Origin of the sequence: Ensifer sp. 22521 (assembly GCF_052044795.1) — a bacterium.
GTDB lineage: Bacteria > Pseudomonadota > Alphaproteobacteria > Rhizobiales > Rhizobiaceae > Ensifer.
This window is the reverse complement of sequence record NZ_JBQENM010000022.1, coordinates 93,444-113,289: the sequence shown is the minus strand read 5'-3', so window position 1 is coordinate 113,289 and position 19,846 is coordinate 93,444. Positions and strand designations below refer to the sequence as shown.

At 59.3% G+C, this 19,846-nt stretch carries 17 protein-coding genes and 1 pseudogene; 10 read left to right on the top strand and 8 right to left on the bottom strand.

Annotated features, from left to right (window positions below; genetic code table 11):
• The 5 genes from ACTJKE_RS27375 to ACTJKE_RS27355 all read right to left on the bottom strand — a co-directional run.
• On the bottom strand, positions 1 to 320 hold a 320-nt coding region (locus tag ACTJKE_RS27375), incomplete at its 3' end, for a hypothetical protein (protein WP_440693022.1).
• A 247-nt stretch (positions 321 to 567) separates the two neighbouring features.
• Positions 568 to 699: a hypothetical protein gene (locus ACTJKE_RS27370; protein WP_440661533.1), complete on the bottom strand. Its 132-nt coding sequence runs from the start codon at positions 697 to 699 to the stop codon at positions 568 to 570.
• 103 nt (positions 700 to 802) lie between these two features.
• Complete coding sequence (locus ACTJKE_RS27365; RefSeq protein ID WP_440661535.1) at positions 803 to 1,165, bottom strand: response regulator transcription factor; 363 nt, start codon at positions 1,163 to 1,165, stop codon at positions 803 to 805.
• A gap of 109 nt (positions 1,166 to 1,274) precedes the next feature.
• On the bottom strand, positions 1,275 to 1,946 hold the full coding sequence (locus tag ACTJKE_RS27360) for a response regulator transcription factor (protein ID WP_440661532.1): 672 nt from the start codon (positions 1,944 to 1,946) through the stop codon (positions 1,275 to 1,277).
• Entirely contained in the window at positions 1,943 to 3,817 is a 1,875-nt protein-coding gene (locus ACTJKE_RS27355; protein ID WP_440693020.1) for a sensor histidine kinase, read from the bottom strand. Before ACTJKE_RS27355 ends, ACTJKE_RS27360 begins: the two co-directional genes overlap by 4 nt.
• A gap of 533 nt (positions 3,818 to 4,350) precedes the next feature.
• Between ACTJKE_RS27355 and ACTJKE_RS27350 the strand changes: the two genes are divergently transcribed.
• The gene (locus tag ACTJKE_RS27350; protein ID WP_440638521.1) at positions 4,351 to 6,036 is read left to right on the top strand and encodes an arylsulfatase; all 1,686 of its coding nucleotides are present in this window, start codon (positions 4,351 to 4,353) and stop codon (positions 6,034 to 6,036) included.
• Positions 6,037 to 6,244: 208 nt separating this feature from the next.
• On the opposite strand, the pseudogene ACTJKE_RS27345 reads toward ACTJKE_RS27350, so the two are convergent.
• A pseudogene (locus ACTJKE_RS27345) lies at positions 6,245 to 6,484 on the bottom strand (TA system VapC family ribonuclease toxin); the annotation flags it as partial.
• A 334-nt stretch (positions 6,485 to 6,818) separates the two neighbouring features.
• Complete coding sequence (locus tag ACTJKE_RS27340; RefSeq protein WP_440661528.1) at positions 6,819 to 7,730, bottom strand: LysR family transcriptional regulator; 912 nt, start codon at positions 7,728 to 7,730, stop codon at positions 6,819 to 6,821.
• 116 nt (positions 7,731 to 7,846) lie between these two features.
• On the opposite strand from ACTJKE_RS27340, the gene ACTJKE_RS27335 reads away from it, so the two are divergent.
• The 9 genes from ACTJKE_RS27335 to ACTJKE_RS27295 all read left to right on the top strand — a co-directional run bounded on the left by ACTJKE_RS27335 (position 7,847) and on the right by ACTJKE_RS27295 (position 17,634).
• Complete coding sequence (locus ACTJKE_RS27335; RefSeq protein WP_440638525.1) at positions 7,847 to 9,208, top strand: MFS transporter; 1,362 nt, start codon at positions 7,847 to 7,849, stop codon at positions 9,206 to 9,208.
• Between the two features lie 35 nt (positions 9,209 to 9,243).
• Positions 9,244 to 9,642: a DUF4440 domain-containing protein gene (locus tag ACTJKE_RS27330; RefSeq protein WP_440638527.1), complete on the top strand. Its 399-nt coding sequence runs from the start codon at positions 9,244 to 9,246 to the stop codon at positions 9,640 to 9,642.
• A gap of 160 nt (positions 9,643 to 9,802) precedes the next feature.
• On the top strand, positions 9,803 to 10,081 hold the full coding sequence (locus ACTJKE_RS27325) for a CopG family ribbon-helix-helix protein (RefSeq protein ID WP_058327862.1): 279 nt from the start codon (positions 9,803 to 9,805) through the stop codon (positions 10,079 to 10,081).
• The gene (locus tag ACTJKE_RS27320) at positions 10,069 to 10,359 is read left to right on the top strand and encodes a type II toxin-antitoxin system RelE/ParE family toxin (protein ID WP_440661526.1); all 291 of its coding nucleotides are present in this window, start codon (positions 10,069 to 10,071) and stop codon (positions 10,357 to 10,359) included. Before ACTJKE_RS27325 ends, ACTJKE_RS27320 begins: the two co-directional genes overlap by 13 nt.
• Positions 10,360 to 10,659: 300 nt before the next feature.
• Entirely contained in the window at positions 10,660 to 13,722 is a 3,063-nt protein-coding gene (locus ACTJKE_RS27315) for an ATP-binding protein (protein ID WP_440661525.1), read from the top strand.
• A 49-nt stretch (positions 13,723 to 13,771) separates the two neighbouring features.
• A complete protein-coding gene (locus ACTJKE_RS27310; RefSeq protein WP_058327891.1) occupies positions 13,772 to 14,950 on the top strand; it encodes a YcaO-like family protein in 1,179 nt (392 codons plus the stop codon).
• Between the two features lie 8 nt (positions 14,951 to 14,958).
• The gene (locus tag ACTJKE_RS27305; protein WP_440638532.1) at positions 14,959 to 15,726 is read left to right on the top strand and encodes a TfuA-like protein; all 768 of its coding nucleotides are present in this window, start codon (positions 14,959 to 14,961) and stop codon (positions 15,724 to 15,726) included.
• Positions 15,727 to 15,761: 35 nt separating this feature from the next.
• On the top strand, positions 15,762 to 16,946 hold the full coding sequence (locus ACTJKE_RS27300; RefSeq protein ID WP_440661524.1) for a hypothetical protein: 1,185 nt from the start codon (positions 15,762 to 15,764) through the stop codon (positions 16,944 to 16,946).
• A gap of 16 nt (positions 16,947 to 16,962) precedes the next feature.
• A complete protein-coding gene (locus ACTJKE_RS27295; RefSeq protein WP_058327857.1) occupies positions 16,963 to 17,634 on the top strand; it encodes a hypothetical protein in 672 nt (223 codons plus the stop codon).
• Positions 17,635 to 17,956: 322 nt separating this feature from the next.
• Here the strand turns inward: ACTJKE_RS27295 and ACTJKE_RS27290 are convergent, their stop codons facing one another.
• Positions 17,957 to 19,516: an ABC transporter substrate-binding protein gene (locus tag ACTJKE_RS27290; RefSeq protein WP_058327856.1), complete on the bottom strand. Its 1,560-nt coding sequence runs from the start codon at positions 19,514 to 19,516 to the stop codon at positions 17,957 to 17,959.
• Positions 19,517 to 19,846: the final 330 nt, after the last annotated feature.

The following is a 19,846-nucleotide window of genomic DNA, read 5'->3' as shown; positions in this document are numbered from 1 at the left end:
GTCGCCTGTTCAGCGCCGCCAATGTTGTCCATCTCGACGTTCTGCGCCTTCAGCTTTTCAGCCAAGGACTTGTTCGCTTTGACCGCCTCGAGCAGCGCCGCACGTTGTTCCGGCGTGGCATGCTCGACCCACATGCGCGTTTGGTTCTGCTCCGCAAGTGTGCTTACATCGACGACATTGATCTTGTCGCCGCTGTAGCTGCGCACAGTTTGCTCAATCTCTTTGGGCCAGTCCATTGCGGCACCTTGACCGTGCACGATTCCAACGAAGCTCAGGGCGGAGAGGCTGGCAATCATAGAAAAAGTCGCAATACGGTTCATTGTCATGCTCCTTCCTAGGTTTTGCGCTGGTGACCGGAGCGGCAACCAAGCGCGGCTGCTCAAGCAACTCGTCGCAGCTGAGATTACGCGAAACTCCACCGAGCGATATTGTCCTTAGGGGAAGTCGTCTGAACTTGCCGGCCGCTGGTAGGATCGACGGCCACGATACTCTGCAAGTTTCACTGACCGGCTAAGGTCGGTGCGTCTTAGGATCATCCAGGGCAGATGGCTCGACCCAGGAACTGCGTCAGCCGCAGGCCTCTGCGGCGAGCTGGTCGATGCGCGGCGTCGGCGACCCGCGCAGCTCCCCGCCGCCGTAGACGCCGATGTCGCCGTGGCCGATGTTGTCGGCGAAGACAGAAGCCGATCGCCAATACAAAGCACATAGCCCGCCACGGTCCCAGCCACTTCATGTTTCGTCTCCCCTTTCGAAACCGCCGTCCGCGAGTGTTCCTCCGGAGCGGCTTCCGCTGGTCCGTCATTCAATCGTCGGGCGAAATCGTCATTGCCCTGTTGATGGCGTCGATCAGGGATTCGGCCGGGAACGGCTTGTGCAGATAGGCGACGCAGCCCGCGTTGACCGCCTCCTGTTCGAGCGCCTGATCGTCGACGGCGGTGATGAAGATGACCTTTATCATCAAGCCGCCGTCCTTCAGCCGGTGACAGAGTTCGACGCCGGATATGCCGCCGAGATGGACATCGAGCACGATGCAGCCGATCTCGCTCGACGTGGCGCGGTTCAGAAAGGCCTCGGCCGAGGCATATCCTTCCGTCGCGAAACCATGCGCGTTCAACAGCCGCGCGACGCTCTTGCGCATGCTCGGATCGTCGTCCACGACGGCCACTTTCCGTGGTTGGCTTTCCAACGGATGCCTTTCTGAGGCCCATGCGGAAAGGCATGTCCAGCCCCGATGATGACGATCGTATGACCAACGTCGAAGGCTGGATATTGTCCTATGGGGAAGCGCCGCTGACAGCACCGTGCGCATTTTCAGGTGGTTTTGCCGTCGGGTCGAGAAGTCCCAGTCTCTCCGCGATCGACACGGCCTCGGCCAGCGAATGCACGCCAAGCTTTTCCATGACGTTGTGCCGGTGCGCCTTGACGGTTCGTTCGGAGGTACCGAGATCGTAAGCGATCTGCTTATTGAGCTTGCCGCGGACGATCAGGCCGAAAACGTCGAACTCGCGTGGCGTCAGGGCCTGCAGACGCGCCTGAAGCGCCTGGACGCGATCGTGTTCGGCGCGCCGTATCACTGAGCGAAGCAGCGCCCGCTCGACGGCTTCCAGCAACGCCTCCCTCGAGGCCGGCTTCTCTAGGAAATCTTCGGCGCCGGCCTTCATCGCCCGGACGCTCGCCTTGATGTCGCCACGCCCCGACAGAAACACGATCGGCAGCAGCGGCGCTTTCTCGGTGAGCCGGTGCTGCAACTCGAGCCCGCTCAGACCGGGCATCTGCAGGTCGAGGAGGACGCATCCGGGGTCGGAGCCCGTCAGGTGGGCCAAAAGCTCTTCGCCCGAGCCGTAGGTGACAACGCGATAGCCGGATGCCTCCATCAACCGTGCCAGCGCGGTGCGATAGGACTTGTCGTCGTCGACGATATGAATGACGGGTTCCAACTGGGTCATCCGTGCTGAGCAAGCGGCAGGACGAAACGAAACACGGCGCCGCCGTCGGCGCGATTGTCCGCCCATATCTTGCCGCCATAGGTTTCGATGATCGCGCGGGCGATCGAGAGACCCAGCCCGGTGCCTGTCGGCTTGGTCGTGTAGAACGCATGGAAAACATGGTCGAGCTGGTCGCTCGGGATGCCGCGGCCGGTATCGGAGATTGACAGCTCGACCTCGGAATTCTCGATCAGCGCCGTCTGAAAGACCAGCTTCCGCTCGGTCGCCGCCGCATCGACCATGGCGTCCATCGCATTGGTGGCGAGGTTGAGAATGACTTGCTGGAGATGTACCTTATCGGCCCGCACCGGCAGCGCCCGGGTCGGGTCGCTGGAGCTGACGACGATGCTTTTTTGTCCCGCCTCGGCGTGGAGGATATGGATCGCGCTGTTGACCACCTCATTCAGGTCGAATTCCTGCCAGTCGATCTCGCTTCGCTTCTTCAGCAGTCCCCGCAGTCGAACGATGATATCGCTGGCGCGCTGGTCGTCCTCGTGGATGTCGACGAGAATCTGCCGGATGAGGTCGAGATCCGGCTGCTCTTTCCGAAGCAGGATTTCGAGGGCATCGACATTGCTGCGGATCGCTCCGAGCGGCTGGTTCAGTTCATGGGCAATCGATGCCGAGAGGGCTCCCGCCGTTGCCGACTGGTTGAGATGCACGAGTTCGAGCAGACGAAGCCGCGCTTCCTGCTCCGCGGCCAGCCGACGGCGCCGCTCGACCAGAAGCACCGTGATGATCACCCCCTGAAGCGCAAGCGCCGCAACGATGCCGATGATCGCCGCCCAGTATTCCTCCCAGAGGCTCTTCTCCTTGAAGCTCAGGACGGTTCCGGCAGGAAGCCCGCTCTCCGGCAAGCCCCAGCGCGTCAACTCTCTCGCATCGGCGACAAAGGTTTTCGGCACGTTGACGTTGGCGATCGGTTTTCCCGCGATTGCGTCGAGGGCGAGTTCGGCGACCGCCGTTCCGACCGACACGAAGGTGACGGTATTACCGCCGACGGCACCATGGCCGATATACGTGGAGTAAGGACCGTAGACCGGAGCGCTCGCCTTGGCGGCCATCCGTTCGAGCGCGTTACGCGGAATGAAGTTCCGGCCGCTGCGATCGGTAAAGACGGTGAGGACCAGAATAATGCTCCCTTCCGGGGCGCGGTCCGCGAATTCATCGATGGTCAAATCCTCGACGTAGGTCGTTTTAAGACCGCTTGCGGGGCCGGCGAGATCCGCGCGCGCCGTCGCAAGCCAGGAGCGGTCGAAATCCGAGGACCCGTCGATGATGACGAGATCGCGGGCATCCGGCTGGAGACCGCGCGCCATGAGAAGGGTTTTTGCGATGTCATACTCGTTGAAGGCCCCGACGACGTCGCTCGGCAGGCTCAACTTCGCGGCATCCGCGCCGCTGAAGCCGCAGAACACGATCTTCGCATCCGGGGCGACCGCATGCCGGTACTTGACGATGAAGCCCGTTGCCTCCTCACCAAGCGCAGTCACTACCTCCGGACGTCGGTCGGCGTATTTCTCACTGAGATATCGCGCCAGCCGGTCGATGTGAACCTTCTCGGGGAATCTGGAAAGATCGAGAAATTCCGAGAACAGATCGACCTTCCCCGTCGTCGCCTGCAGCAGCCGATGTCTCAGGGTCTCGCCAGCAATGGTCGTTGCCAGAATCCTCTCGTCATAGGGATAGAGGATGAGGATGCGTGGCACCTGGTCCACGATCTCCGCCGACAAGGGCTCGGCCATCACAACGATCAAGAGAAGCAGAAGGCAAGGAAATGCGGATGCGATCCGGGTGAACGGGTTCGATGGTTTCGTTGATGCACGAACCATATTGAACGTCCTTTGGCCATTCTCAATCGATGTCTTCGGAGGTGACGATGCGGCCGGGGCGGTTGCCCGTCGGCGTTCAACTATTTCAAAATTTAATCCGGCCCCCGCGCCAAAACCTTGCTGCCCTGCGTACGGCTTCCACGCCCAATGCGATTGCTGATCGATCCATACCGCGCCCAACTCGTGCGCGCTGCCCCAAAGGACAATATCGCCAAGGCGCGTTCCTGACTAGGCTGGGATGCGATGAGTGGCTTTCGCATAAGTAGCAATTGCGTGAACTCGGCGTAGTTCCAGTTTCGACGACAGCAGACTCGCGGCGTGCTTCGGCGCATCCATCAGTGCAAGATCGGCACGTGGTCAGGCCACCGTCAGCCATCTTCCGGCTGGGAGAATGCATCATCAAACTGCTCCGTCGTGTCGACGATAACCAGCAATGGACCCGCCTGCGACAACTCGAATATGCGACAAGATGCGTTTCCAAATGGGCGCAGGCTGCCGGCCCCTTTTCGGGCAGCCAGGGAGGAATCCAGACCATGAGCAAGATGAAAAACGTCTGGTTTGGTCTGCTGGCTTCCACTTTTGTTGCGACAGCAACAATCATGCCGGCAGCCGCGCAAGATCAGCAAAAACCCAACATTGTCGTCATCATGGGCGATGATGTTGGCTGGTTCAACATTGGCGCCTATCACCGGGGCATCATGTCCGGGAAGACGCCAAACCTCGACAAGCTTGCCTCCGAGGGCATGCTATTTACCGACTACTACGCGGAAGCAAGCTGCACCGCGGGGCGAGCAAGCTTCATCACAGGTGAAATCCCGTTGCGCACTGGCTTGACGACGGTCGGACAAGCGGGCGCAGACGTCGGTATGCCGGACAAGGCCGCAACGATTGCCGCCGTCCTCAAGGCCCAGGGATACGCCACCGGCCAGTTCGGCAAGAACCATCTTGGCGATTTGAACAAGTTCCTGCCAACGCTGCATGGCTTCGATGAGTTCTTTGGGTACCTGTATCACCTCGATGCGATGTCAGACCCCTATTGGTATTCGTTCCCGAATGACCAATCGTACCGGGACAAAGTGGGGCCGCGCAATTTGGTGCACAGCTTTGCAACGGACACGGACGACACGACCGAGCAGCCGCGTTGGGGCAAGATCGGCAAGCAGCGGATCGTCGACGAGGGGCCCCTGGCGCCGTATCCCGACATGACCAACGTCCCGAACATGCATGACATCATGCCCAAGGCCAAGTACGACATGGGCACGTTCGACGAAGTGCTGGTCAAGACTTCGTGCGACTTCATGGACAAAGCCAAGACCGACGGCAAGCCGTTTTTCGTCTGGCACAACACGACGCGCATGCACGTCTGGACTTTTCTGTCGCCCAAATACCAAGCCCTCATGAACAGCGACACCAACTATGGCCTTGAAGAAGCTGGAGTGGCACAGCTTGATGACAGCGTTGGCGCTCTCATGAAATGCGTGGAAGATGCGGGTGAGACCGACAACACCATTGTCATTTTCACGACCGACAATGGGGCGGAGGTGTTTACCTGGCCCGACGGTGGCATGACCCCGTTCAAGGGCACCAAGGGTACCGTAATGGAAGGCGGCTTCCGCGCACCGGCCATCATCCGCTGGCCCGGCAAGGTCAAGCAAGGTACGGTCGAGAACGGCATATTTTCGGCCCTGGATTGGTTCCCCACGCTGGCGGCAGCAGCCGGCAACACGGAGATCACTGAGCAGTTGCTCAAGGGTGTGAAGCTGGGCGACAGGACCTACAAGAATCACCTTGATGGATACAATCAGTTGGACCTTCTGATGGGCAAATCCCCATCCGCACGGCATGAATTTTTCTACTTCGGCGGCCCTTCTCTGGGGGCGGTTCGCATCGACAACTTCAAGTTCCAGTTCTTCCAACAGCCGCAGGGCTGGCCCGGTGGGAAGGTCACAACAGACATGCCCACTATGGTGAATATCCGCCAGGACCCATTCGAGCGGACACCATCGATTGGCCAGCAAAGCCTCAATGACCTCGGCGGGGGCTATATGAACGACTTCTTCGCTCGCGAGTTCTGGCGGTTCGTCAGCGTCCAGCAGGAGGTCGCGAAACTGGCACTCACAGCGATTGACTATCCGCCTATGCAAGACCCGGCTTCATTTAATCTTGATGCAGTCAAGAAGCAGATCGACGCCGCAATTAAGAATAAGCCAGGTAACTAGAAGGCAGGCTCAACACGACGGGCGGCTCTGCCGGGCCGCCTGTCTGTTTCCAAGGCACAGTCCTCCGCACGTCTCAAGCGACGATATGGGAATCTGAACACCTGACCTCTGGAGGGTTCGTTATGTCTGTGGCACGTAACTTCATCAGACTGGCCGGTGGAGCTGTGCTTGGCCTGGCAACGTTGTTTGTTGTTGCCTCGGCGCAGAGTTCTGGCCAAAAATTGTGGCCGGGGAGCGACCGCAGTTTTCCCATCATCTCCATTACGAGGTACGGAGAACCGGGAGCATCGGGATGTTTGGGGTTGCCCACAATCCGGATGACGCCATTTTCGGTCATTGGCCAGGTCGCCTAGGCGAGCTGGCCAATCGCTGCGAACCATTCGTGCACATCGTCATGGATTACGTGGCCTGGATCAAGTAAAGAAATCAAAAGACTGCTGTAAACCAATACTTTAGCGGCAATTCATCACGCAAGACATTAGTGATTTCGAGCGTCATTGCGGCGCATCCAGCCGAGGTGACAAGAGAGGAACGCCATTGCAACTCGCCGCCACTGCGCAGCCGGCGCAGAGGCGTGGCTGCAACCTAAGCGCTCTATCTCGGCTGCGTTGACGGCAAGCGTCAACGCTGAACACGACTCCGGCGGTTGAGGCGAACCGAAAGTCGTCGATTTCATGGGGTGCGCCGACATGCTCTCAAGAAGGGCGACGGTGATGGGGAGGTTGGAAATCAGGCGCGCTGACACCTCCCGAGCAGAAGTCCGCCGTGCCGTGCCAGGAAGTTCAACGACGGACATAATCCCTGAGGAAACGCAGCCAGGCGTGGATTTTCTGCGGGACCATCTGCATGGGCAGGTGCATCGCGTAAATCTGGTGATCGGGGAAGCGATAGGACGGCAGGGCGTCGGCCAACTTGCCCTCGGCGAGTTCTGGCGCCACGAACCAGTCAGGCAAAAGTGCTACGCCTGCGCCGGCAACCGCCAGCGCCTTGACGACCGATGCGTTGTTGACAAGCAGCCGGGACTGACGAGGCACCTCGAATGTGCATTCGCGGCCGTCTTCGTCGAACATTTTCCAGCTTTTTACACGGTCGACGGTGGCATTGCTGATGTACGGCAACGCGCTCAGCATCTCCGGCGTACCAATAGCAGTTTCCTCGACGCGGGCGATGATGTCCGGCGACGCGACCAGCCTGATCTGATACGTCCCCAGATGCACACCGGCATATGGCGAGGTCTGGAATTGCTCGTTGCGCCCCAGCCGGATAGCGACGTCGAAGCGATCGCGCAGGAGGTCGACATTCGTCGGATAGGCCTCGAATTGGATGTCGAGGTCTGGATGCAGCGCGGTGAATTTCTGAAGGGCCGGAGCGATCACCGCGACGCCATATTCAACAGTCGATGTCAGCCGCAAGCTGCCGCTCAGCACCGTTTGCTCCATGCGCGCTTCGGCAATCGCCTCATCGGCTTCCGTGAGAATGCGCAGGCAGCGCGCATAAAACCGTTCGCCGGCATCGGTCAGAGCAAGGCTGCGCGTGGTGCGATGAAGGAGTGTGACGCCCAATTCGTTTTCGAGCTGCTTAAGGTTGAAACTGATGGCGGCTCTGGCCTGATTGAGTTGCTTGGCAGCCGCTGTGAACGATCCCGTTTCCACGACCGCTCGGAAAACAGTCAGGCGATCCAGACTCACCGCCATGGCACGCGCTCCAATTGGTCAAAAAATACGACAGGTGATGTCTAATTGTATCGCCTTATTCGACGGCATGAAAGGGAATATCCCTGCGGACGTCATTTCCATCGAAGGTTTTCCCGTTGTCCGCCCGCTCCCGAATTGCCACCCTCTACCTACTCGGTTTCGCCGTCGATCTCGCGAATATGTTCATCTTCAACGCCGCCCTGCCGGCGTTGCAACGCGAGTTGAGCGCATCGGTCGTGCAGCTCGCCTGGGTCGGCACCATCTACATGCTTGGCCTGACTGTCGCCATTCCGCTGGGGAGCTGGCTTGCGCGCCGGATCGGCGAACGCCGCGTGTTCATTGCCTCCCTGCTCATTGTGGCGGTGGGCGGTATCGGCGGAGGCGGAGCCACCGGGATTAAGACGCTTCTTGCCTGGCGACTCGTTCAGGGTCTCGGCGGAGGACTGCTCGTTCCCGTCGGCCAGAGCATGGCCTATCGCGCCTATCCGCCGGAAGACCGCGCTCATCTGACGGCCGTGGTCATGACGGTTGCGCTGTTGATGCCGGCACTTTCACCAGCCATCGGCGGGCTCGCGGCCGATCATGTGTCCTGGCGCTGGGTATTTGTCGGCATTGCGCCACTGGCAGCGGCGATAGCTGCGTTGGCCCTTGCCTGGGCTCCCGTCGATCGGTTGGCGGAAGCGAAGCCGGCGCTCGACATTCCCGGCTTCCTGCTGAGCGCCATCACCCTGTTTTGCCTCCCCCTTGGCCTGACGCTCATTAGTCAGACGGGAAGCGGCGTTCGTGCCGCAATTGTCCTTGTGTTGGCGATCGTCGCGGGCGCTGCCTATGTCCGCCATGCGTTGCGCTCGCGCAATCCGCTGCTTGATCTACGTCTGCTTTCCGATCCGATGCTCAGAGTTGGCAGCATCATCTACCTGTGTGTGCCGGGCGTTTTCACGGGCGTAAACCTGGTCGCTTCCCTGTACTTGCAGGACCGCCTTGGTCTGACGGCCACACAGACGGGCATGCTCATGCTTCCATGGGCAGCAGCATCCTTCGTCGCCATCATGTCGACGCGGCGGCTGCTCGCGTCCCAAGGCCCGCGCCCGCTCTTTCTCGTCGGCATGATCGTCACCTGCGCCGGCGTGCTGCTGCTGGCCACGCCATTCGCCGGGATGTTCGGTATCCAGAACGCGTCCTTTGCTGCAATGGGCTTCGGCGTAAGCCTTTGCACGTCCACTGCCCAGACGGCAGCCTTTTCGTCGGTTCGGACGGAACGGATGGCAGAGGCAAGTGCGCTGTGGAACATCAACCGTCAGCTCAGTTTCTCGCTCGGTGCGAGTGCGCTGGGAGGCCTGCTGGGGCTTTTCCTGGCGACCAGTTGCAGCGCGGCCGACGTCCTGCCCTACCGCTACTGCTTTGTGATCGCTGCCATTCTGATCGTGTTGCCGCTGCCCTTCGTTCTGCGGCTGCCGCGAGCCGGTCAGCGCGCCTAACCCATTCTTTCAAACCGTCCGACAAGGAGCCGAACATGGCCGATACTGAAAAACTCTTCGCTGAGGTTGTCGATCTCCACATTGAGATCGAACGCTGGTTCACCGGGGTGGCCCACGCCAACGATCTGGTGCAACTGCTCGAACGCTTCTCGCCTGGGTTTCGCATGATCTCCATGCAAGGGACGGCTCTCGGAAAAGAGGGCGTGGGTGAATTGTTCGCACGTCTGCACGGGAAACGCCCGGGGCTGCGGATCACGGTCGACGAGATGCAGATCAGTCAGGAATGGTCGGGCGGAGCCTGCGTCACTTATCGCGAGACGCACGCGGATGCGGGCGGGGTTGAAACAGCAAGGCGCTCGACCGTCGTTTTGGAAGCTTCAGCGGATGGCTCGCTCCGGTGGCGGCATCTGCATGAAACGCCGATTGCGGCTTAGGCACTTCTACGATGCCCTGTGCGCGCTATCCTCGCTGTACAGGAAGGGTGCTTCAACGATCGCATAAGTACGCGGGTTCAAACCTGCTGGATCATAGACAAGTGAAACGACAGCGCTTATATTTAGCGCCCGGTATTACCTTTAACTAAGGAGGGTTGCCATGGCATCCCCGACCTCGCTCAAGCTCGATGATGAGCTCAAAGGCCGCGTTCAACACTTGGCCGAAATCCGCCGCCGGTCTTCTCACTGGATCATGCGTGAAGCGATTGCACAATACGTGGAGCGAGAAGAGAAGCGAGAGACATTGCGACACGCCACGCTCGACGCGTGGGAGGAGTATCAAGCGACCGGCCTACATGCCACTGAGCACGAGGTCGAAAAATGGCTATCCACGTGGGGAACGGACGACGAGAGCGCCGCACCTGAATGCCACAAATAGTCTTTTCGCCAGCAGCTGTTCGTGATCTTGAACGCCTTCGCAAATTCTTGCAGGCCAAAAGCCCATTGGCAGCCAAGCGAGTGGGTGAAGCCATTCTGAGGGGTGTGCAAGCCCTTGGCGCACATCCTAAAATGGGGCGCTTCATTGATGATTTGCCTGATCAATATCGAGAGTGGCTCATTGATTTTGGAGATAGCGGATACATCACGCGCTACCGTATTGATGGGGACATTTTGACAATCCTCGCCGTGCGCCATCAAAAAGAAGCTGGCTTCTGAGAGTGCCGCCGGTGTCGTCTTTGAGCGACTGCTCGTCCTATGTAGCTGTCCTCAATGCTGGATTGAAACGGGCGATGGCTGGAGCCTCAAGCGTTAAGCCAGGCAAGGCGCTCGACGAATTGCAGGCGCACCGAGCGCTCTTCGAGATTTTTTGTGCGATCTTGAGCGTTTGATCTTCTTTGATCACGACAGCTTTGGGGGCACGCGGCCGCCCGATAGAATTGCTGCTCCTACGCGAACGCCGCTCGCTTATGCTATATATTCCTAATCCATCATACACGCGAGCGGTGGGGGTGGCGGATGCTCGAAAGTCGGGTCAACAAACCACGACACCCGACAAAACCTTCGGGTCGCAAGGGACGCCTGTCCGAATATGGGGGCGAGCGGCGGATCGTCACCGCTCTCTGTTATGATCTCGTCGGGTCGACGAGACTTCTCCACCTGCTCGACATAGAAGACTATCAGGAACTGATCGTTGCGTTTCAGAATGCAGCGAAACACGCGATAATCTCTCATTCCGGCGTCATGCAGCTTGAGGCTGGAGATGGTGGCGTGGCGCTCTTTCCGATCGAGTTGGGTGCGAAGGATGCGGCATCGCTCGCCATTCGGGCGGGTCTCGCGATCGTCGAGGGCTGCGCGGGCGTTGCCCGAGAAGCCGGGCGCGGCGACTTGCACGTTCGCGTCGGGATCGCGACATCTGTCGCGCTCATTCCGGAGACGCAGGAGGAGAAGGGGGAACCGGTTACGGGTGCTGCACTGGCCATAGCCACCCGTCTGGAAGAGATCGCCGCGCCAGACACCGTTTTTGTTTCGGGAGACACGCGCGACCTGGCTGGTAGGTCGCATGCTTTCGTGTTCGAAGGCGCCAGGACGCTCAAGGGCTTCACTGTGCCCGAGAAGGTATGGCGCGCACTCGGGCACAAGATTGATGTCGACAGGTTCTACGCTTTCGGGAGCCTTGGCGGCCCCTTCATTGGCCGCGAAAGCGAGTTGAACACGATCGCCGCCTGTTGGGAAAAGGTCTCCGCGCAAGGTGGCGAAATCCTCCTGCTCGAAGGAGATGCAGGCATCGGAAAATCGCGGCTTCTGCGGGAAGTCCGCAAGATGACGCGCGACCGGCGATCAGGGCTGTACTTCTTTCAGTGCCTGCCAGGCGGGCATCGCTCGACGCTGCATCCCCTGTTGAACAGTCTTATGGGCGCAACGTCTGGACAAGACGATCAACTGGGCCTGTCGGCCTCCGCTGTAGCAGCCCCCTTTGAACGAAACGGCATTCGCGACGCAGAAACGATTGAGACATTCGCGTATTTGCTGGGTGCGCTGGGACGAAATCAACGGCTCGCCGACAACGACCCCAAAGCCATCCGGGAAAAGGCTCATCGCGCCGTGTTTCGCGCACTCGCGGCGTTGTGCGTGAACGGGCCGATCGTCCTGGCTGTCGAAGACATCCACTGGATCGATCCCACCTCCCGGGATCTGCTGGCGGAGGCCGCTCGGGTTGCACGCCAACTTCCGATTCTCCTTATCGCGACCTCACGTCTCGGGTTTGCATCGGACTGGCTGGACGCGGCCAACCCCACGCGGCTGACGCTGCTCCCGCTTGATCGTGACGAAACACGACAGGCGATAGAGGCAAGATGGCCGGAGCAGAGGCAGGGCATGCTTCCTGAACTCTATGACGTTATCGAGAGGATATCCGGCGGCGTTCCGCTCTTTATCGAGCAAATCTGCCAATGGGTCTCGGAGAACGTTGCCGCAGACACTATGAGCCTGTCGGAAAACGTTAAACCCAGCCATGTGTCGGCGTTCGAGGAAATACTGGATGCACGCCTCAACCACCTGGGCACGGCCAGAGACGTGGCGCGAGCGGGAGCAGTTGCGGGCAGCCGGTTCACGCTGTCGTTGCTTCGCGAGCTGCTGCCAGGGCTGGGCAAAAAGTCTTTGGTTAAGGCCGCCGATACCCTGAGTGATTCAGGGTTCCTGATGCGGATCAGGACGCGAGGGCATATCGCCTACGGTTTCCGGCACGTTTTGATTCAGGAAACGATCTACAACGGGCTCTTGCGCAGGCAGCGGCAGGCATTGCATCGGCGGCTGTTCATTGCTGTCAGTCAAAACCGCCAAATGGCCGCTTGGATGGACACCGGAACGCTCGCCGAACATGCGGAACGAGCGGGCTTCATCGAAAACGCAATCGAATTGTACACTGCGGCGGGCAAGGAAAGTTCGAGCCGATCGGCGATGGTAGAGGCGCGCAACTACCTGGAGCACGCCGTGGAGATTTGCGACCGGTTCGGCGAGGGACATGCGATCGAAACACTGCAGCTGTCCGCGCTGACTTCGCTCGGCCCAGTTTTGACCGGTCTTGTCGGACTGAACTCACCTCCAGCTCGCAAGTTATATGAAGATGGCGTAGCCATCGCCCGTCGGCAACCGATGGAAGAGCAATCCAGATGGTTTCCGATCTATTGGGGGTGGTGGCTCACGGGAACAGACTTTCGCGTTATGCGCGAACGCGCTCTGCAAGTGCGGGCCATGCAGGCTGGGACGGAAGATCCGGAGATCAAGCTCCAGGTCAACCATTGCATCTGGGCCATTGATTTTAACCTTGGAAACCATCGAGAGGCCCAGGATGCGATTAAGGCCGGACTGGCGCTTTATGATGAGCAATCGGCGAAAACCAACCGAACGTTATTTGGCGGCCATGACGCCAAGGTGTGCGGTCTAGGGCAACTGGCCCTTTCGCTGTGGCTGACAGGACAATCGAAAGCATCGGATTCGGCTCTTTCGAAGATGGTCGCGTTCGTCGACCGGATATCACACGCGCCCAGCAAGGCGCATTCACTTGATACGGAAGCGGTGTCTGCGTTCTATCGGGACGACTATGGGCGTCTCACCGAAATTTCCAAGAGAATGGCAGACTTCGCGAGATCGCATGAAATGCAGTCGCTGTCGGGCCTGTCGCTGCTGTTTGCTGGATGGGCTCTAGCGCATGGGGAAAGCCTCACGAGCGGACATGCGATGTTTCGCGAAGGGCTGTCGCTCTTGAGAAGCCTTGGTGTCGTCGCAGATCTCCCGCTTTATCTCTACATGCACGCCACGCTGCTCGGGCAAGCTGGCAACTATGAGTCAGCGCTCGAGGTCGCGAATGATGCGATCGAAAAGGCGAAGGAAACCGGTCATGCCTATTGGCTCGCGGAGCTCTACCGTCGCCGCGCCGTTCTTCAGGCGCGGGGCAGCACCACCAAGGATCCCATCATCCTCGACCTGCGCTCAGCCGTAGATATCGCCGAGAGTCAAGGAGCAAAGGCACTTCTGCGACGGGCGAGACATTCAATCCAGGAGCTTGGCGTTGCCGTTTAACATTGAACCTGCGAGGCAGAAAACCGACGATCCGTCAAACCTTGAGGGGATGCTTGCACGTTTTCGCGACGCCATACTTGCCGGCCTTAGCAAGCCGCTTTCTCCCCCCGCGGACCTCGAAGAGGCCGAGCAATGCTTGCGCGCGATTTTACCGCTCTGCCGCCGTACGGGCATAACCCGGCTCGGTGATCTGACCGGACTTGACCGGATCGGCCTGCCTGTAGCTCAAGCCGTTCGACCCGCCGCTCTCTCTGAAGTCACGTCGCTCGGGCGAGGCCTTTCCATGGCGGGAGCGGCGGTGGGGGCGATCATGGAATCGCTTGAGCGGTTCTACGCCGAAGCCATTCCCTCGGAGCGGGTATTTTCCACCACGGCGGATGAACTCAACATCGCCGACGGCCTGTTTGAAAACCTTCTGGCACCTGATCGCCAGGGGAACTGGCGGGCACGGACGATACCCTGGATCACCGGCGTCGACATCACGGCTGGTTTCCCACAATCGGTCCCCCTGGAACTTGTTCACACCTGCTACACGGACCCGCCGCCCGCTCATGATGGCCTGTTCATGCGCACGACCACGGGTCTCGCCTGTCATATGACCGTCTTCGGTGCATTTGCGCATGGATTGTTCGAATGTATTGAGCGCGACGCCATCGCGCGCGCCTTCGCCACCCACGGCTTCTTCGATCGAATGCGCATTTCCCCGTTTGGGCTGGGTGACGGAGTTGATCACATACTGTCCGTTGCGGGCGAGCACCATGTTTCCTTCGGCCTTTGGCTAGCCCCTTCGCCGGCAGATGTCCCAGTGATCTGGTGCCAGACGATCGAGACAGGTCCGGGCGAACCGATCCTTGCTCTTCCGACCGAGGGCTACGCGGCAGGACCGAGCATCGCCGCGGCAGCGAAGAGCGCGATGCTCGAAGCGCTGTCAGCGCGGGCCGGGGCGATATCAGGCGCGCGCGACGATCAAACCCGGGAGCATTACAGACGTAGCACCGACTCGGTCGTCGCCAAGGCCCGCCAGCTTATTCTTATGGACACGTCCGGGTTGCCGCGTCAGGCAATCGAAGCACCCGCCGTTTCGGATCTCGGCGCGCTCATCAACAGGGTCCTATCCGCCGGCATGGGGCCCATATTGGCCGTGCCGGTGGGAACGGACGTCGAAACAGGCGTTCAGTGCGTGAGAATCATCCTTCCCGGAGCCAGTCCCTTTTTGATCGTGCGGTGAGTGTTCACATGGTCGATGCGAGCGAGAAAGGTCCGATCCTGGTGTTTCTTGGTCCGACGCTTCGGCTGGCCGAGGCGGAGCCGGTTCTCGACGCCATCTACCTGCAGCCCGCCGCGCAAGGCGATATTCTGCTCGCCGCCCACGCATTCCGCCCGCGGGCGATGGTCCTGATCGACGGGCAATTCGAGGACAGGCCGGCTGTCCGACACAAGGAAATCCTCTGGGCAATGGCACAGGGGATCGTCGTGATCGGCGCGGCAAGCATGGGCGCGCTCAGGGCGGCGGAACTCAGTGAATTCGGCATGATCGGTGTCGGCCTGATCTACAGGTGGTATCGGCGCTGGCGGCTTGCTCCCGATGATGCGGTCGCCGTTCTTTCGGGGCCGCCGGAGCTTGGCTTTCTTCCTTTGACAGACGCCTTGGTCGATCTCCAGCGGACGTTCGCCAGCCTGACACGCCGGGATTTCATAACGGCAGCCGATCGCGACTTGCTCACAACAACTGCGCGAAACATGAACTTTCGAGAGCGCCGGTTCGAAGCGATTTTACGGGATGCAGGATGGCAGGAGGAGGGGCTCAAGCAATTGCAGAAGGAGATGGTGGGGCAAAAAAGACGGGACGCTCTGCTTGCGCTGCGAAACGCGCGGTCCCTCGTGATGCAGGAAAATACGGGGCCTGTGAGCTGTGCGTGGGTTGCAACGAACACCTTTGTCCGGGATCTTGAGGCGGGCGGCATTGACTCAACATTAGCAAACACTTATAAATTGAATCCTTAATCCCAGATTTTTCAATCGAGGGGGGCAATTGTGCGATGCGTCTGCTTCGGGACGATGCCCTCGACTCTGGAAATGCGCGTGTCGGCACGCGGTTTTGGATTTATCCGCAGCCCCCCTTCATTCCCGGATACGAACAGCCCGATCGTGTGTGGCTATCGATACCACGCGACGAATTAGGCGAGGGCCCCAGTGACCTCTCCATGTATGTCGCGGATCCGCTCTATGACAAGCAGCCCTATGGCCTCGCGAGCTTGCCGCCATTCGGCGGGGCGAAGCGCGCGCCGGTGAGGCCGGGTCCGGATCGCCACTTCGACAACATCGATCCAACCTCCCGGCCATTTCTTGCTGTTCACGCCTACGCCTGCGTGCGTTTCGTTCTCGACATTTGGCAGAGCTATTTGGGGCGGCGGGTCCACTGGTTCTTCGATCAGACCTTTCCAAGGCTAGAAATCGTTCCATTTGTCGATTGGGACAATGCTCAAGCGGGCTACGGTTTTCTGGAACTGGGTTGGTCCGACGTCGACGGCATCATGAGACCATACGCGTTGAATTTCGACACGATCGCGCACGAGGTCGGGCATCTGATCATGCTCTCGGAGACGGGTGTACCGACTGTGACATCGCCTGATGGCGACTTCTTTTCGTTCTCCGAAGCCTTTTCGGACTGTGTTTCACTGATCTCGTTCTTGCACTTTGATTCCGCGATTGACCGGCTTTTGCGGCGAACGAGAGGCAATCTGCTGCTCTACAACGAACTGAACCGCTTTGCGGAGACGAGCCCCGAAACGCAGATTCGCTTGGCCACCAATTTCCGGCGAATGTCCGCAACTACCCGCGAGGCGCACGACCGCGCGCTGCCGTTCGTTGGCGCCATCTTTGACAGCATCGTTGCACTTTATCATCGCGATCTGGTCGCGAACGGTTGCGCCGACAGGCGGCTTCTGGATGTCGATATCCGGGAACTGGCGCGGGACGAATTTGATACTTTTCGGCATGCGACGGCGGAGGCCTTCGGCACCAAGCCATTATATTTCAAGCTGGCATTGACCGCCGCGCGAGACGCGGTGGGTGCGGCACTCGCGACGTCATTGAGCACACTCGATCTGAACACACTGCGCCTTGAGCAGGCGGCAGAGGCCATCGTCGCCTCGGCGGACGGGCCGGCCGCCGAATTGCTCGAAGAGAATTTCGCTTGGCGCGAAATCATCGCTTCAAGGTAAGTCAAGGGAGGAAAAAATGAGTGGTTGTTGCGCAAATCCTGTTGTTGGATATCCACTAGATCAAAAGGATCTAGAAGATGTAATTGAATATAAGTCGTATCGACCAGGAGATATTAGATTATATGGACGGCCGACGAGGTTTTATGAAAGAAAGAATAAAGATAAAAATATTAGAGAATCTCTCGATGTGATTGAGAAAAAGCTAAGATCTATTGGAGAAACAGGGATAATTGATGATATAAACAGGATGATAGAGGAGATTTTGGATTACATAAAGAAAAGCTCTGGAATCGTTGGCGATGGAGTAACGATCGCATTATTTGATGGAAAATACTATAGCTTCCTTCCCGTTAGTTTTGGGGGTGAAGTAGAGTATCTAAAGAGCATTGGCGTGATTTATGGTTATGCCTATGAGGGGCACTGCTACAAGCTGCCAAAACCGCAGATCATGTGTCTATCGGAAAGGCCGACGGCAATCGCCGACGGCGATTGCGGCTGCGATTGTGGATTTGACGCGAAATTCGGCTACGCCGTTTGGTCGATCGACAAACTCGAGCGGGCCATATCTCTCGACATCCGCGCCGACAACCTCAAGACGTTGGTGCTGGACGAAAACCTGCCAGGCAACCGGTCGCCGCTCGCCTATGCGCAGACGATGGCGTTGGCCCCACAGCGGCAACGCGACTGACGGGCGCGCCCTTTTATCCTCGGGAGCTCACGGCCTGCACCAGTGAGTTGCCAACCTTTCAGGTTGGCAACTGCGCGATTTTCGCCGGACCGCACAGACTTTGCAATGAACCACGCTACCATTCTTCGGCGAGTTCAGACCGGCCGGCAAAACAACGCCCGCCTCCAACTGTTCGAAAGCTTCGGACCGCAGCGAGAGACGACATTATCGACATTGCCCGGTCGCTGGCGCGGCCGGGCAGATGAGGGGCGGGGATTTATCGGTCCGCCTCGCATGTTGAGCGGGAGCCCGAACGCCTTGCCGTTCCAGCTCCGCGCGAGGGTTACTCCGCGAAATGAGTCAGCCAGTGGCGTGGCTTGTTGTCCGCCAGCTGAGCGACCCGGTCGATCCTGTTGCTCATTACCCAGGCCATGGGCTGCTGGTGCAACGGCAACATGATCATTTCGTCCTTGACCATCTGGAGTGCCTTGGTCTGCAGCTCGAGCCGTTTCGTCCGATCCATTTCGGTCGATGCCTGGATGACGAGCTTGTCAATCTCCGGATAGCTCCAGCCACCCCAGTTGAACACGCCCGCCTTGTCGCTCTTCGTCTCGATCATCTGGAGCAGGATCGAGTAGCTGTCCAGCATCGGCTCGTTCGCCCAACCGATGATGTAGACGTCGGAGAGGCCACCCGTACGCTTGGGCGCCTGTGCGGCCGTCGGGCCGATGTCGAGTTGCGGCTTGAAGCCGGCGCGGCTCAGCATGTTGACGATGCTCTGGCAAAGCTCCTCCTCGTTGACATAGGCCTCGTTCGTGCAGACGAGTGTGAATGGGAGGTCGGTTGCGCCGGCTTCTGCCAGCAGCTTCTTCGACAGTTCGGGATCGAACGGCACCACCTTGTCCAGTGCTTCGCTATATCCGGGAATCTCCGGCGCAATGATCGCGCCCGCCGTCCTCGATTTGCCGCGCATGACCCGTTTCTGGATGAGCTCCTTGTCGAGCGCGTGAGCGACGGCCTGGCGAACACGCAGGTCGTTGAACTTGTTGTCGATGCCGTCGGCCAGTTTCGGCTTGCGGTTGAAGCCCATCATGATGGTGCGCAGGTCGGTGCGCTCCATGACCTTCAGATCCGGCTGCGCGAGAAGGCGCGGTAGATCCTGCGCAGGCGCATTCTCGGTGAAGTTGATCTCACCCGACAGCAGTGCGGCGACGCGCGTCGCGGCCGAGACGATCGGTGTAAACTCGATACGATCGATGTTGGACTGCGACTTGTCCCACCACTTGTCGTTCTTGATCAAAACGGTCTTGCTGTCGGGCGCGCGGCTCTCGAGCTTGAACGGTCCCGTGCCGTTGGTGTGGTAGGTGGCGTAGCCTTCGATCTTCTTGCCGACGTCGGTCGGCTTCAGCGAGTTGTTGTCGGTAAGCCACGTAGCGTCGAAAATGTGGATGTTCGTCAGGTCGTTCAGCAGCAGTGGGTAGGGTCCGACCAATTCGATATCGATGGTGTGGTCGTCCACCTTCTTTGCCGACTTGTAGGCGGGGAGGTTGCCACGCAGTGGAGACACCGGATCGCTGACCCGAGTGAGAGAGGCGATCACGTCGTCCGCAGTGAAATCGGCGCCATCGTGGAACTTGACGCCCTCGCGCAGATGAAACCGCCAGATCGTGTCTGATACCGTCTCCCAGGACGTTGCCAGCGCCGGCTCGATCTTCAGTTCGGCGTCAAAACGGACAAGCCCCTCGTAGACGTGGTTGAGGAAGGACAGCGTGTAGCTGTCGCCATAAGAATAGGGGTCGAGCGAATAGATGTCGCGCGAGGCGCCCCATTTGAGCGTTTCCGCATGGCCCGGCGCGGAAAGCGCAGCCGACATGACGGCTGCGAGAATTAATTTCTTGAGCATTCTGCTGTTCTCCTTGGTTGAGGTCACCTGTCCCCTTGAACGGGAATCTTCTTTTAAAGAGGCAAGGACGGCCCGCAGGCCGTACGTCTGGTCGCCCGATGCGGGTCGGCAACTGGCGCGGCCTGTCGTTGGCGCGGGCAGGACCTGCTCGATCTTGTCAGTCACCGCCCGGGCCGTAGACACCCTGTGCGCGGGGATCATGATCAACTCGCGTCCCTGGCCAGTGAGGCAGTCGAGTTGAAGCGTCCCGGCGATGTTTGAAACGCCAAGTCTGTTGTCGATCAGTTGTCAGTCTGTAGCCAGCGCACGCGCCACCTCGATCACAGGCTT

Coding starts and splice junctions, on each gene's coding strand:
- ACTJKE_RS27305 (WP_440638532.1), top strand. CDS start 14,959: ATGGTCGATGCGAGCGAGAAAGGTCCGATCCTGGTGTTTCTTGGTCCG.
- ACTJKE_RS27290 (WP_058327856.1), bottom strand. CDS start 19,516: ATGCTCAAGAAATTAATTCTCGCAGCCGTCATGTCGGCTGCGCTTTCC.
- ACTJKE_RS27310 (WP_058327891.1), top strand. CDS start 13,772: ATGCTTGCACGTTTTCGCGACGCCATACTTGCCGGCCTTAGCAAGCCG.
- ACTJKE_RS27295 (WP_058327857.1), top strand. CDS start 16,963: ATGAGTGGTTGTTGCGCAAATCCTGTTGTTGGATATCCACTAGATCAA.
- ACTJKE_RS27360 (WP_440661532.1), bottom strand. CDS start 1,946: ATGACCCAGTTGGAACCCGTCATTCATATCGTCGACGACGACAAGTCC.
- ACTJKE_RS27320 (WP_440661526.1), top strand. CDS start 10,069: ATGCCACAAATAGTCTTTTCGCCAGCAGCTGTTCGTGATCTTGAACGC.
- ACTJKE_RS27350 (WP_440638521.1), top strand. CDS start 4,351: ATGAGCAAGATGAAAAACGTCTGGTTTGGTCTGCTGGCTTCCACTTTT.
- ACTJKE_RS27315 (WP_440661525.1), top strand. CDS start 10,660: ATGCTCGAAAGTCGGGTCAACAAACCACGACACCCGACAAAACCTTCG.
- ACTJKE_RS27340 (WP_440661528.1), bottom strand. CDS start 7,730: ATGGCGGTGAGTCTGGATCGCCTGACTGTTTTCCGAGCGGTCGTGGAA.
- ACTJKE_RS27300 (WP_440661524.1), top strand. CDS start 15,762: ATGCGTCTGCTTCGGGACGATGCCCTCGACTCTGGAAATGCGCGTGTC.
- ACTJKE_RS27355 (WP_440693020.1), bottom strand. CDS start 3,817: ATGGTTCGTGCATCAACGAAACCATCGAACCCGTTCACCCGGATCGCA.
- ACTJKE_RS27325 (WP_058327862.1), top strand. CDS start 9,803: ATGGCATCCCCGACCTCGCTCAAGCTCGATGATGAGCTCAAAGGCCGC.
- ACTJKE_RS27330 (WP_440638527.1), top strand. CDS start 9,244: ATGGCCGATACTGAAAAACTCTTCGCTGAGGTTGTCGATCTCCACATT.